10 protein-coding genes are annotated in these 13,629 nt (G+C 61.7%); 7 read left to right on the plus strand and 3 right to left on the minus strand.

Translation table 11 applies throughout. From position 1 onward, the window contains the following. The first annotated feature begins 283 nt into the window (after positions 1–283). From F4Y38_15310 to F4Y38_15340, 7 genes are all read left to right on the plus strand, one after another. Positions 284–2,608 (plus strand): hypothetical protein, encoded by a 2,325-nt coding sequence (locus tag F4Y38_15310; protein MXY50646.1) that lies wholly within the window; start codon positions 284–286, stop codon positions 2,606–2,608. A 6-nt stretch (positions 2,609–2,614) separates the two neighbouring features. Next, complete coding sequence (locus tag F4Y38_15315; protein ID MXY50647.1) at positions 2,615–3,508, plus strand: protease modulator HflC; 894 nt, start codon at positions 2,615–2,617, stop codon at positions 3,506–3,508. Positions 3,509–3,524: 16 nt separating this feature from the next. Next, entirely contained in the window at positions 3,525–4,859 is a 1,335-nt protein-coding gene (gene hflK, locus F4Y38_15320; protein MXY50648.1) for an FtsH protease activity modulator HflK, read from the plus strand. Then, a complete protein-coding gene (locus tag F4Y38_15325; GenBank protein MXY50649.1) occupies positions 4,801–6,024 on the plus strand; it encodes an ABC transporter substrate-binding protein in 1,224 nt (407 codons plus the stop codon). Before hflK ends, F4Y38_15325 begins: the two co-directional genes overlap by 59 nt. 24 nt (positions 6,025–6,048) lie before the next feature. After that, positions 6,049–6,537, plus strand: coding sequence for a hypothetical protein (locus F4Y38_15330; GenBank protein MXY50650.1), 489 nt, complete (start codon positions 6,049–6,051; stop codon positions 6,535–6,537). Positions 6,538–6,617: 80 nt separating this feature from the next. Next, on the plus strand, positions 6,618–7,490 hold the full coding sequence (locus F4Y38_15335) for a hypothetical protein (GenBank protein ID MXY50651.1): 873 nt from the start codon (positions 6,618–6,620) through the stop codon (positions 7,488–7,490). 27 nt (positions 7,491–7,517) lie between these two features. Then, positions 7,518–9,746 carry a copper-translocating P-type ATPase gene (locus F4Y38_15340; GenBank protein ID MXY50652.1) on the plus strand — a complete coding sequence of 743 codons (2,229 nt, stop codon included), beginning with the start codon at positions 7,518–7,520 and terminating at the stop codon, positions 9,744–9,746. 68 nt (positions 9,747–9,814) lie between these two features. On the opposite strand, the gene F4Y38_15345 is transcribed toward F4Y38_15340, so the two are convergent. The 3 genes from F4Y38_15345 to F4Y38_15355 are packed head-to-tail and all read right to left on the minus strand — an operon-like array spanning position 9,815 to position 13,628. Then, complete coding sequence (locus F4Y38_15345; GenBank protein MXY50653.1) at positions 9,815–11,998, minus strand: HAMP domain-containing protein; 2,184 nt, start codon at positions 11,996–11,998, stop codon at positions 9,815–9,817. Continuing rightward, a complete protein-coding gene (locus tag F4Y38_15350) occupies positions 11,995–13,206 on the minus strand; it encodes an ABC transporter substrate-binding protein (protein ID MXY50654.1) in 1,212 nt (403 codons plus the stop codon). The genes F4Y38_15345 and F4Y38_15350 overlap by 4 nt, the downstream gene beginning before the upstream one ends. Further along, positions 13,203–13,628: an ATP-binding protein gene (locus tag F4Y38_15355; GenBank protein MXY50655.1), complete on the minus strand. Its 426-nt coding sequence runs from the start codon at positions 13,626–13,628 to the stop codon at positions 13,203–13,205. Before F4Y38_15355 ends, F4Y38_15350 begins: the two co-directional genes overlap by 4 nt. Position 13,629 lies beyond the last annotated feature (1 nt).

Below are 13,629 nucleotides of genomic sequence, written 5' to 3' on the forward strand. Positions count from 1 at the left end.
GTCATGCGGCAGATCAAGGGGAAGTCTGCCGCGTGTTCAACGCCCGGCCGGCATGAATGCGGAATACGGTGCGGTATTCGGCCGGATCGATCGCGAACCTGCTTTCCGTTATGTACATTTCTATTGCACTTTCAGGTTCTCTCGGTATAATCACTTTTACACGTATCATCCGCGCGAATCCTTTGATGATATCCGTTGCTTCAGTCTGATCGTCCTGCATTCACGACCTGAGAAATAAGAACCCGAGGTTTCCGCGTCAGTCAAAACAGCGGGAGATGTATTGATGGGCGTTACGCTGGCGAATTCACTTACCGCGTATTTCGACTTCATCTGGATGTCGTTCCTGTTGCTGGGGCCGATGCTGATCCTGGGTCTGCTGCTCTCCGGCCTGATCCACGTGTTCATCTCCCGGGAAGCGATCCTCAAATGGCTCCAGGACGACAGCCTCCGGTCGGTCTCCGTCAGTTCCGCGGTTGGCGTGCCGGTCCCCCTCTGCAGCTGTTCCGTCGTTCCCGTCGTGGCCGAAATGCGCCGGAAGGGCGCTTCCCGGTCGTCCTGCATGGCCTTCCTGATCACCGCGCCGGAAACCGGAGCGGACTCCATCCTCGTCACCAACGCGTTTTTCGGGTTCATCGCCGCCGTGGTACGCCCCGCCATCAGTTTCATAACGGCCGTCGTGGCGGGCATCTTCTGCATTGGTCTGATCCGGGACGACAGCGGTGAAGTCAAACCGGGCGAGGAAGATCACGACCATCACAGCCATGATCACGACCACCACGGCCATGACCACGATCACGACCACGATCATGAACACGCGGTCCACGATCCGTTGATATCGGACAAGGACGACTGCTACGTCAGTCCCGCCGCCATGAAGGTCCTGATGGCGCGATGGATCAAGAGTATAACCACCGTGGCCTCCACCTGGAAGTTCGGATCGTGGATCAAACCCGAATTCTACCGCGAAATCGCCGGGGAACAGGCGAAAAAGTCCAGTGAGGCCGTCAAAGTGGACCGGGTGGCGGAGGAATATCCCGGTCTCGATTTCAAGAAGATCGTCAAACACATCATGCACTACGGCTTTGTAGAGATCGCCGACGATATCCTCTTCGCGCTGCTCGTCGGCATCGCACTGGGCGGCGTGCTCTTTCTCGTCATTCCGGCCGACCTGATGTCGAACGAGTACGCGCGCTGGCTGTCCTACCCCGTCATGATCATCGTAGGCGTGCCCCTCTACATTTGCGCTTCGGCCAGCACCCCGATAGCGGCCGCGCTGGTAGCCCGAGGCGTGAGCCCCGGCGCCGCGCTGATATTCCTGATGACCGGACCGGCTACCAACACGAGCACCATCGCCATCATCATGAGCCAATTCGGTGCGCGTTTCGCGGCCATCTACGTGACCACCGTCATCGTGGTTACGGCCGTGATCGGCATCGCCATCGATTTCATGCTGCTGGCGACGGGCTTCGCGATTTCGGTCAACCTGCTCCCTTCCGAATCCCCCGCGATCCAGTTCATCCAGTGGGGCGGCGCGATCTTATTAATCGCGCTGATCCTCTGGCGGTACCGCGCGGGCGCCATGCGCAGAGGGTACGAAGACATGATGGTCAACGTCCGTCCGTTGTCCAGGCCCTGGCGCAACGCCTGGAAGCGGCTGACGCGGGACCGGTCCTTCCGGGGTACGGTCTCGCCCGCCACGCCGCTGGGCATGATGCTCTGGGGCCTGCTGCTGGTCCTGTTCCTCGGCAGCGGGTTCACGACCGTGCCGCCCGGGCACGTCGGATACGGCCTGTTGTTCGGACAGGTATACTGGAAAGACCTGCAACCCGGGCTGCACTACCTGGCGCCCCGCCCCCTGGTGCGGGTGGACAAGTGGCCGGTCAAGGAAGTGAAGTCCATCATGTCCGACACCCCGTACGAGTACGTATCGGGCGACCTGAACATGCTCACGCTCACCCTGGACGTACAGTACCGCGTGAAAGACCCGTACACTTACCATTATCGTACGATCGACCCGGAGGAGATCATTGAAGACGCGGTCCGCGAGCACCTGCGCACTTTCATCAATGCCCGCGACCTCGATCGCCTGCTTACCGCATACCGGGCGGACATGGTCGACGAACTGACGAATCTCTTCGTCGTGGACGCCGAGATGCATGGAGACAAGACCATTCTAAGCACTGTCGATCTCGTGAAGGTAAGCCTGCTGGACATCACTCCGGCCGCGGAAGCGATGAACTCGTTCCGGGAGATCTCCAGCGCCCAGGAAGACCGGGAGCGGATCATCGTCAACGCGCAGAGGTTCATGGTCTCCCTGGTGCCGCGTGCCTACGGCAACGCCGAGTATGAAAGAGAGCAGGCCGATGGAGAGGCTTTCAGGAAGGTGGCGACCTCCGCGGCGGAAGCGGATGCCATCCTGGTCATTTCATCGGCGATGCGGACGGCGCCGGAAGTCCTCAGGAACATGCTCTGGCGCGAGAAGCTGGAAACCGCACTCGCGGGGAACCCCAAGATCATCGTGCCCAACCGACAGAGTTTCAACAAGGTCGCGATCTGGAAGAAGAGAACGGCGGAGGCCGCCGCCCCGGACGGCCACGACAGGAGGTAAAGGCAAATGACCGGTAAAGGACGTGGTATCCGGAGGGCCATTGTCGCGCTCGTGCTGGCGGCGATCGTCTACGACTGTTTCTACGTGATCAACGAGACCCAGCAAGGGGTCCTGACGAACTTCGGCCGGATTTCTCCTCCGGTGAAGCAGCCGGGACTGCACGTCAAGTGGCCCCGCCCGATCTCGAAAGTCTACAAGGTAGACCGAAGGCTGCAGACGTTGACCGATGTGTCCCATGAACTGATTACCGAAGACCAGAAGAATATCCTGATCAGCGGCTACCTGCTCTGGCGTATCGTGGATCCCATTCTCTACGTGGAGGCGATTCGTACCGGCGAAAACGCCACTGAAAGACTGCGGGACCTCTATCTGTCGAGCAGCGGGATCGTAATCAGCAACAAGGCCCGGGACGCCTTCATCAGCCTCGGGCTGGAACATGAAGACCTGCATGAAGCGGCCCGTGACATACTCGGCAACGTCGCGCCGATCGCCAGTGCGAACTACGGCATCGAGGTACTGAAAGCCGGGATCATCGAGTATACGCTTCCCGTGGAGAACCGCCCGGCCGTGATTCAGCGCATGATCTCGGAGCGCGCGCGCATCGCGGCCCGATACCGGAGCGAGGGCGAAGAGATGGCCATACGCATCGAAGCGCTGGCGATCAACGAACACGAGAAGCTCATGGCGGAAGCCCACGCGGAAGCCACGGCCATTCTCGGCGAGGCCGAGGCGGAAGCGATGGCGCTGCTCGGCAGGGCCTATCGGAATGACCCGGCTTTCTACCGGTTCATCCGTGCACTCGACAGTTACGACCTGATTATCGACAAGAACACGACCCTCATGCTGCCGGCCGACAACGAGCTGTTCAGGTACCTGGACAGCCGAACGGTTCCCCGGTAAAACGAGCGCTGATTCCATGACAAACGAAAACCGGCCTCTACCCTATAGCACGCGCGTCATCTACGCCCTGTTCGATTCGGCCCGGGCCTTCGGCTGGAACCGGCTGTTCTGGAGCCTGGCCGCCCTGGCCGTCGCCGCGGTGATGGCGAGTGGGTTCTATATCGTCAAAAAAGAAGAACAGGGCGTCCTCGTGCGGTTCGGCAAAGTGGTGGACGAAAACATCGGCCCCGGTATCCATTACTGCGTGCCGTTCATCTATGAAACCCACATCCGCAAGGTAAAGCGCATCGTCCGCGTGCCCATCGCAAGCGAAGCAACGATGGGGGATACGCACGTCACGTTGTTGTCCGGCGACACGAACCTGGTCGAGCTGGACGTTGCCGTGCAGTACAAGATCGATAACCTGCGAAGCTACCTCTTCGCGGTTACGGACCCGACGATGCTGATGACCATGATCGTGCGGGAGGAAATGGTCAACATCGTGGGGCAGAACTTCATCGACCTGATCCTGACGTCCAACCGGAGTATCATCGAGCGCCACCTCCATGACTACCTCGCAGGACGCCTGGAGGCGATCGACATCGGCATCGAGCTGGTCGACCTGAACATCGTGGACATCCGACCCATCGAGGAGACCGTGGAAGCGTTCCGGGACGTCAATGACGCCATATCAGAACGTATGCAGTCCATCAGCAACGCCAATCAGCGCAGGGAGAAGCTCATCGCCCGGACGAAAGGGCAGACGGAAGCGATCATCATGGATGCCCGGGCCACGGCGCGGGAACGGGTCCTCCAGGCCGAGAGCAGCGCCGGCGCTTTCACCATGCTGCTGGCCGAATACCGAAGGCAGCCGGCCCAGGTCGGTATCACCCGGTACTGGCAGCGCATGCGCACGATCTTTGCCGAGGCGAACCTGGCGGCGGTCAATCCCGGCAACGACGCGAATATCGAGGTCAATCTCATCGACGAAGGATCGGGACTGACGCCCGCCGACCTGGCTTTCGATTCACCGGGCGCCCTGGCCGCTTCCGGTCCCGACTCCCTGGACAGGCCGGTTTTTTCAACGCTTCCACCGGATATACACCGTTATGAGAACATCGACCGGGATGGATTCCTCATCGATGGAAGGTTCCATAGCCGCAACACGGAGCGGGATCATCTTCCGGTGGCCGCGCCTCGATCGCTCATTTTCGACACGCCGTCCATTTTCAGCCACGGCCACGTAACGACCAGCAGCATAGACGAGGCGAGTCAGACCGGTGAAAAAGCGCTGGCCGAGACCATGCACGAAGATGAAAGCGAAGAAGAAAAAACGGGTACCGAAGGGAGCCAAAGTGATCCAAAGCAATAGCGTGATCCCCGGCAACAGACTGTTCGGCCTTGTGTCACTTGCGGCCGCGCTCGTCATCGCTGCGCTGGCGCATCCTGCGCCGGTCCGGGCGGAGACCGGCGTAACCTCCGAAGCCATCGTGTTCGGCCAGAGCGCGTGCTTCACAGGTCCCAACCGCAACCTGGGCCTGTACTACCGGGCGGGCATCCTTTCGGCATTCGAAGAACTGAACCGCGCAGGCGGCATCAACGGAAGAACGCTCAGGCTGCTTTCGCTGGACGATGGGTATGAACCCGAGCAGGCCGCCGCCAACGCCGAGCGGTTTGCGGCGGAGAACGACGTGTTCGCGGTGATCGGCGGCGTAGGAACGCCGACCGCCAAGCGAATCGCTCCCGTGCTGCGCAGTGCCGACATCCCCTTTGTCGGGCCCTTCACCGGTGCGGATTTTCTCCGCAATTTCGACCGGTTCCCCAACGTCGTCAACCTGCGGGCGGCGTATCTGGACGAAGTCGTGACCATGGTCGATTACATCGTAAACGACCTGGGCAAGAACCGGTTCGGCGTGATTTACCAGGACGATTCCTTCGGCCGATCGGTACTGAAGAACTTCCAGATCGCCCTCGAAGCCCATGACCTCCCGATACTTGCCAAGACCGCCCATTCGCGGAATACCCACGCGGTCCACGCGGGCCTGTTCATGATCTCCAAGGCAGACCTCGACGCCATATTGATCGTGGGGTCGTACGCCGCGAACTCCGAGATCATCAACCTGTCCCACTCGCTGGGTCACGACTACATCGTGGCAAATCTCTCTTTCGTCCTTTCCCAGGAACTGAAAATGATGGTGGAAAACCGCAGTGAAAGGATCCTGGTGACCGAGGTGATTCCGGATCCGAACAGCAACAGCAGCCGGATCGCACGACGGTTCAGAAACGCGTTGCGGCCGGAATACGGCCAGGCTGAATCCGTGGCAACCCTGGTGAACGAGGTGGCTTTCGAAGGCTACATCCTGGGTAGATACGTCATCGACGTGCTCGAACGCATGGGCGGCGAATTGACAAGGGAGCATTTCCTGAGTGTCGCGCTGTCGCCCGAAAAAGTCATGCTGGACGACTGGAGCCTGGAATTTCCGCCGGGTACGAATACCGGATCCACCTATATCCGGCTCACCAACCTGGGCGAATAACAACCTGCAAGCGAGGTACGGCCATTGAAGAAGGTAGATGAGTTCACCGTCGAGGAAATCGGCGAGGAGTGGCTGCGCGAGCTATACAAGGTCGTTGCGCTCCGACGCGGCACCATGTTCAGGATGATCACCGAATCGGCCCGCCTCCTGTTGTTCGGCAATGCGGGCGGCGCCGCGCTGATCATCGGTTTCATGAGCACGGCGACGGGCGACCAGGGATCCTCCTACCACTGGTTCAGCCTGTTTTCGCTACTCGCCTTCGCCCTGGGCACCCTGGCCTCCGCCATGACGATGATCCTGGTGGCCGTGGTTTCCGTGAAGGAAACCCACGGCGCCGAGAAAGGGCTGAAGCGATTCGTCGACGGTGAGATAAACCGGTCGCAGGTCATGTTTACCATCGAAGAACAGACTTTCCGCCTCGCGGATTCGGCCACCGTTTCCGGGGTCGTAAGCGCGTTGGGGTTCATGGTCGGCGGCCTGATCACCATTGCCCTGCTCATGATTTTCTTCTAGGACCTTATGGCGCCGTCCCGACATCCTCTGTCGTCCAGGTCAATGCCAACTCCGGTCAACGTCAGGACCCGTCCAACGAGATGAACGATATCTTGCTGTTACTCCTCGCGTATTCGACGGCGATCCTCGCCGTGTCCCTTCTCGGCGGCAAGCTTTCGGCCATCGTCACCATGACCCACACCCGGACGCAACTGGTCATGAGTCTCGTGGCGGGGTTTCTCCTGGGCGTCGCCATGTACCATCTGCTGTTGCACAGCCTCGAAGATATCCCCGGTCCGCATGCCGGTGAAATCGCCGTGGGTTGCGCGGTACTGGGCGTCATCATGATCATCGTACTGCTGCGTATCTTCCGGTTTCATCAGCACGAACCAGACCAGGAAGCGGTCCGGATACCGGATCACCATGACCACCACGACCACCAGGGTGCGATGGACGTCAATCCCCGAAGCGTGTTCGGCGTCGCCACGGGCCTCGGCCTGCATACCATCACCGAGGGGATCGCCCTCGGCGCCAGCATGCGCGTCGGCTTGATGCACGACGGGGGCACGATGCTCGCGGGACTGGGCGTGTTTCTTGCGATCATGCTGCATAAGCCCCTGGACGCGTACTCCATCATCGGACTGATGCGGGTATCCGGTTACGGGAACCGGACCTGCACGCTGACCAACATCGGTTTCGCCCTGCTTTGTCCGCTCGTCACCATATTGACCTTTTTCGGCGTCGGCCTCCTGAGTCAACTCGACGAACTGCACGTCGTGGGTTACGTCATGGCCTTCGCCGCCGGTGTTTTCCTGTGCATTTCACTGAGCGACCTGCTGCCCGAGATCCAGTTTCACAGCCATGACCGCGGCATTCTCATCCTGGCCTTCCTGATCGGCATCGGTCTCGCGTACGCTCTTTTCCATTTCGAATCCGAGACCATGCACGGGCTGGACACGTTGCATTCCCACTAGCATCACCCCGCACCGCGAGCAGCGCCCATGTCGACCTCCACCCAGGGAACGGATTTCGGCGTGGATACCGAAACCCGTGTATTCCACGTCGAGGGCATGACCTGCAGCGCGTGCTCGGCGCGGGTAGAGAAGGTCCTCTCCCAGGTCCCCGGTGTCGCTGCCGCTCACGTAAACCTCGCCCTCGAACGAGCGACGCTAACGGTTGCGCCCGGCGTGGAAGGCAACGCGCTGTCCGGCCCCGTGGCCGCCGCGGGGTACCGGCTGAGCGCAGTTCAGGACGACCGGCACGAGCCCGAAGAGGATCCCGGACAGTCCCGTCGGGACCGTGTCGCCATGGTCGTCGCGATTTGCGTGACGATTCCCTTCCTGCTGCAGATGCTGGCCGGGCTGCTGCGGAGCTGGACCGGTTTCGACGGGCACATGCCGGTATACGCGGAAGCGACGCTCGCGACCGTGCTGCAGATCGGCATCGGTGCCCGTTACTACCGGAGCGCTTTCCACGCGCTGCGCGGCGGCGGTGCGAACATGGACGTCCTGGTGGCCCTGGGAACCACTTCGGCCTACGCGTACAGCGCCTACCTTGCTTACAGCCTGGGCGCCGGCGCGGCGGGTCAACTATACTTCGAAGCCTCCGCGATCATCATTACCCTCGTACTCATCGGCAAGCACATCGAAAGCCGGGCGCGCCGCAGCGCGAGCCGGGCGATTCGGGAATTGCTGGCGATCCGGCCGGTTACCGCGCGGGTACGTACGGCGGACGGCTCTGAGCGGGATACGCCGGTACATGCCTTGCAGCCCGGCGACGTCGTCATCTGCCGTCCGGGCGACCGGGTGGCCGCGGACGGCGTCGTGCTCCGGGGCGAAGCCGAAGTCGACGAAGCGCTCATCACCGGTGAGAGCGTCCCGGCACCCAAACACCCGGACGACACGGTAATCGCCGGATCGATGAACATCAACGGCCTCCTGGAAATCGAAGCCCGGGCCGTGGGCAGCGATTCGACGCTAGGGCGGGTGATCCGCCTGGTCGAAAGCTCACAGGCCGCCAAGCCGGCCATCCAGCGTTTGGTGGATCGCGTAAGCGCCGTATTCGTACCGGCCGTCGTCGGTCTGGCCCTAATCACCTTCGTCGCGTGGGTTCTTTCGGGGGCCGGCCTGGAACCTGCGTTGATCAATGCCGTCTCCGTCCTCGTCATCGCCTGCCCCTGCGCACTGGGCCTGGCGACGCCGACGGCCATCGTGGCCGGTGCGGGCGTGGCGGCCCGGGCGGGCATTCTGGTCAGGGACATCGAATCCCTGGAACAGGCCAATGACTTGACGCACGTCGTTTTCGACAAGACGGGCACCCTGACCGAAGGCCGGCCCGCCATCGCATCCGTTACGCCCCTGGCCGAGCGGAACGAAGGCGATCTGCTTCGCATCGCCGCGTCGCTGCAGCAGGGCAGCGAGCATCCCCTGGCCACCGCGTTTCTGCGCACGGCCACGGAACGGGACATCGCCCTGGCCGACGTAAGTGGATTCAGGAGCATGGTGGCGAAAGGGGTCCAGGGAGAAATCGAAGGCGCAGGCTACTTGCTTGGAAACCGGAGGCTCTTCGATGAGTGCTGTCCGGGCATCGAGCCTCCCGACGCATGGGATAGCGGGGGTTCCACCCTGGTCTGGCTGGCGGCCCGAACTGATGCCGGATGCGCATTCCTCGCACGCTTCGAACTCATCGACGCGTTGCGGCCCGATGCGGCCTTGGCGGTGGATGGTCTCAGGAAGCTGGGGGTCAAGCCTCTGCTGGTGTCCGGCGACGCGGAGGCCGTCGTGGAGCGTATCGGACGGCAGGCCGGCATAGACGAAACCTACGGTGCTGCTACGCCGGAAGAAAAGGAGCGTATCGTAAGCCGTTTGATGGAGAGCGGCGCCAAAGTTTGCATGGTCGGAGACGGAATCAACGACGCGCCCGCCCTCGCCCGTGCGTCCGTGGGGATCGCCATGGGCTCCGGTACGGACGTGGCCATGGAAACGGCCGCGATCACGCTGATGAGACCCGATCCGACCCTGGTGGCCGGGGCGATCGACGTAAGCCGGAAGACGATTCGGAAAATCAAGCAGAATCTGTTCTGGGCGTTTATCTACAACGTAATCGGACTGCCCCTCGCGGCGCTGGGATTCCTCGTCCCCGCATTCGCCGCGGCGATGATGGCGTGCTCCAGCGTCAGCGTCGTCCTGAACTCGTTGACGCTCCGTTCCTGGCGTCCCGGAAACAGGTAGGTTCAATGGTATCCGGACCACGAGCGGCCGGACCACGAGCGGCCGGTCCATCGGGGCATCTAACCTGTTCAGGCTGATTGGTCGGAAGGGGATGTGGCGGGGGTTTCCGGCCCGGTCTCGACCGCGGCCATCGGCAGCCTGATGGCCATTTCGGTGTAATGTCCCGGTTCCGAATCCACCACGATCGAACCACCGTGTTCGCGGACGATATCGTTCGACAGGGCCAGGCCGAGGCCGGTGCCCTGGTCGGTAGGCTTGGTGGTAAAGAAGGGGTTGAAGATCTTGTCGATCACGTGAGGCGGTATTCCCTTGCCGTTGTCCTTTATCCGGACGACGATCTGATCTTCCTCGCGTCGGGTGGACAACCAGATGCCGGGGACGTAACCGGATTCAGTGTCCGGATCCTCCCGCTTCTCGTTGGTGGCGTGACAGGCGTTGTTTACCATGTTCAGGAATACCCGGGCCATTTCCTGGGAGACGATCTCGATCTCACCCAGATCGGATTCGAAGTCTTCGTGGATTTCGAGCTGGAAGTCCGCGTTCGATGCCCGTGCGGCGTGGTAGGCGAGGCGGGCGTGTTCTTCCAGGAGAGCATTGACGTCGGTCGATTGTTTCTCTCCCGAGCCGCGGCCCATCTGAAGCATATCGCGCACGATGCGGTTGGCCCGTTCGCCATGCTCCCGGATCCGGCGCAGGTTTTCCGTCAGGTCGCCGCCGATCTCGCGGATCAGCCCGTCCTGCTCCTCGTCGATCGTGCCGCCGGCCGCTGGCAATTCTTCCTTCATTTCATCGAGAAGTTCTTCCGAAGACTCCGCGAAGTTCTTGACGAAGTTCAACGGGTTCTGGATCTCGTGCGCCACGCCCGCGGTGAGCTCGCCCAGGGCCGCCAGTTTTTCCCGCATGACGATCTGATCCTGCGCCTTCTGGAGTTCCGCCAGCGTGCTCTCCAGCTCGTCGTTCTTTCCGCGCAGTTCCTCGGCCAGTTTCTCCACGAGGTTCAGCCTTTGCGCTTCGATGGAGTGAAGCCTGAAGACTTCCAGCGCGGCGGCCATGTCCGCCACCTCGTCGCGGCCGTCCAGTTCGACTTTCTGCTTCAGATCCCCCCCCGCCATGCGCCGCATGTGTTCCGATAGAAACTCCAGCCGGCGCAGCAGCACCTTTCCGACGAACAGCCACGCGATCAGCAATGCGCCGGTCAGGCTGACCGCGTTCAAGGCGAGGAGCAGCTGCCTGCCCACCTGGATCGTCTGTGTCGATGCAATCGTGGCGGCCTCGGTACTCTCCTGTGCCGAATTCACGAGACTTTCCACCTCGGCCACCAGTTCGACGGACAGATCCCGGTTGTTTTCGATCAAGGCCCGCTGCTGGGCGATCAGGTCGAGATCCTCGCCGCGAATCTCGAAGATCTTTCCCTGGCCGCTGCCCAGTTCGAAGAGCTGGGTGAATACCGGTTCGAGCCGTTGCCGAAGGGGCGCCGTACCCAGGCCGGCGAGGCTTCTCTCTACGCCGCCGTCGGCCGACTCGAAGCGCTCCAGCAGGGGTTCCAGCCGATCGGCGTCGGACAGATTGAAGACGTTGGAAAGGATTCGGGTACTGACGGTCGCTTCGGCCTGCAGATCGGCCAGGTGCCTGTATCGTTGCAGTTCCTCTTCGGAGAGATATTCCTCGCGGGGCGCCACCGGCTGATCAATATCCCGGTATCCCGTTACCGTGTAGAACAACTGGTTGTCAATCGCCGGGACCAGGATGCTCGTCAGCTCGAATTGCAGCCGTTCCAGTTCAAGACGAAGTTGCCGGCCCTGCGCCTGGAGTTCGAAGCGCCTGGCTACGGACTCCTCGATCATTTCGATATTCGACATCAGCGTGTTGCCGGCTTCACGGATGCGCAGAAAGCGTTCGTCTTCCATGCCGTAGCCGGCGATGGCTTCCAGCTGCACCGCGAAACTTTCCCGCTCTTCGGAGATGCTCGCCGTTACGGATTCGAGTGCTTCGGGAGTTTCAGCGGCCGTCAGGCGCGGCGCGGCCGCCGCCAGCGTTCCGCTCCGCTGGGCTACGCCGAAGGCCGCCGCGATCTCGGGTACGGCGACCTCGTTTACTTCGTGCTGGGCTTCGCCGACCTCGTTGAAGGCGAACCACGCCACCATACTGGTCATCATGGTCAGCGCTACCGCCGCCCCGATGCCGAGATACAGCTGCCCCGATATGCGGGATGGACCCTTGTCGTACAACCACAACAGCCACTGCTTGATCATGGCATCACGTCCCGGAGGGTACGTATGGGATGGTAACGGCCATCCTGTCCAATCACCGTAAGGAAGACCGCGTCCGAACCCTGATTGTCCCCTTCGCCGAATTCAAGACGGAGACCGCCCATGTCGATCGTTCCCGCCCGGTTCAGGCTTTCCATGAGACAGGAGCGCCTTACGTCGGGGCCGCAGCCCTCGAGGGCGTGGATCGTCAGCTTGCCGGCGAGGTATCCTTCGAAGGAAACGAATCCCGGGGTCGTGCCCGGCGCGTGCGCGGAGAGCGCTCTGCGGTACTGGACGGCGATGGCGATGTTTCCTGCCGCGGGAAAGGGCACGACCTGAGAGACCAGGACACCGCGGCCGTCGGGGCCCAGTTCACCGGCCAGCGCATTGCTCCCTACAAACGAGATCGTTGCGAAAACGGGATTGAAACCCACGTGCCGAGCCCATGAAATGAGCGTGGCCACCGGCTGGTAGGCGCCGATCACCACGACAGCGTCCGGTTTTCCCCGCTGCAAATCGAGCAGACCGGCCTTGATCGCGGTAGTGTTCCTGGGATATACGCCGATCGCCACGGGATCGAGCTGCCGGCGCTCCAGCGCGCGCCGTACGCCGCGGTATCCGACCCGGCCGAAGGAATCGTTCTGATACATCACGCCGATGCGCGTGATGCCGAGATCGCGCGAAAGCCGGTCGACGATTTCCTCGGTCTCCTGGAAATAGGAGGCGCGCAGGTTTATGACGCCCGTATCCGTGTTGTCTCGTAAAAAAATCGCGCCGGTGAATGGCGCGATATAAGGTACGCCGGCCTCCGAGGTAATGGGAACGGCCGAGCGGGAGGTGGGTGTTCCGACGGCGCCGATCAGCGCGAAGACCCCTTCCTCCTCGATCAGTTTGCGGGTATTTTCGATCGCGGCTTCCGGTTCATAGGCGTCATCGAGCGTGATCAACTCGAGCCGTCTTCCGTGTACGCCGCCCCGGCGGTTCGCTTCCTGGAAGGCCGCCTCGATCCCGAGGTTCATATTCCGCCCGAGTTCGCGGGCCGGACCGCTGAAGGCCGCGGACTGGCCGAAGAGTATGCGTTCGGCCGTCACACCGGGCTCTTCAACCTGAGAGGCGTTCGCGCCGCTGTTTTCGGAGGATAGAGCGGGAGAGAACGCCGTCGCACAAAGGGCGAGCAGGACGACCGCCCAGTGTTCGCGCGTTCGTCTCATCCGTTTTCCTTCCGTTTGACGATCGTGAGTATGTTCCTGTTGTCTTCCCGCCGGTAGCTCAGTTCATCCATCATGGTCCGGACGAGGTAGATGCCCAGGCCGCCCACGGGCCGATCGTCGAGTCCGGAGTCGACATCCGGTTCCGGCGAGTCGGTCAGGGGGTTGAATGCCCGCCCTTCGTCGCTCAACTCGATCGTCAGCGCCTCGGAATCCGAGCTCATCACGATTTCGAATTCATGATCGGGATCGCCGCCGTGGCCGTGCGTGACGATGTTCACGCCCAGTTCCTCGAGGACCAGCTTGACCTGGTAGACCATACCCGGCGGCCATTCTTCGGACTCGCCGAGTTCATCCACCGCTTCGTAGATGCGCTCCAGTTGGTCGAGCTTCGTGGGCAGGCTCAGGGACAGTCTTCTGCTCATG

It is taken from the genome of Gemmatimonadota bacterium (assembly GCA_009838645.1).
Taxonomy (GTDB): Bacteria; JAAXHH01; JAAXHH01; order JAAXHH01; family JAAXHH01; genus JAAXHH01.

What these genes read in the sequence shown, in the direction of transcription:
- F4Y38_15345 (MXY50653.1), bottom strand. Translation starts at nt 11,998, where the DNA reads ATGATCAAGCAGTGGCTGTTGTGGTTGTACGACAAGGGTCCATCCCGC.
- F4Y38_15325 (MXY50649.1), top strand. Translation starts at nt 4,801, where the DNA reads ATGAAAGCGAAGAAGAAAAAACGGGTACCGAAGGGAGCCAAAGTGATC.
- F4Y38_15340 (MXY50652.1), top strand. Translation starts at nt 7,518, where the DNA reads ATGTCGACCTCCACCCAGGGAACGGATTTCGGCGTGGATACCGAAACC.
- F4Y38_15350 (MXY50654.1), bottom strand. Translation starts at nt 13,206, where the DNA reads ATGAGACGAACGCGCGAACACTGGGCGGTCGTCCTGCTCGCCCTTTGT.
- hflK (MXY50648.1), top strand. Translation starts at nt 3,525, where the DNA reads ATGACAAACGAAAACCGGCCTCTACCCTATAGCACGCGCGTCATCTAC.
- F4Y38_15335 (MXY50651.1), top strand. Translation starts at nt 6,618, where the DNA reads ATGAACGATATCTTGCTGTTACTCCTCGCGTATTCGACGGCGATCCTC.
- F4Y38_15355 (MXY50655.1), bottom strand. Translation starts at nt 13,628, where the DNA reads ATGAGCAGAAGACTGTCCCTGAGCCTGCCCACGAAGCTCGACCAACTG.
- F4Y38_15310 (MXY50646.1), top strand. Translation starts at nt 284, where the DNA reads ATGGGCGTTACGCTGGCGAATTCACTTACCGCGTATTTCGACTTCATC.
- F4Y38_15315 (MXY50647.1), top strand. Translation starts at nt 2,615, where the DNA reads ATGACCGGTAAAGGACGTGGTATCCGGAGGGCCATTGTCGCGCTCGTG.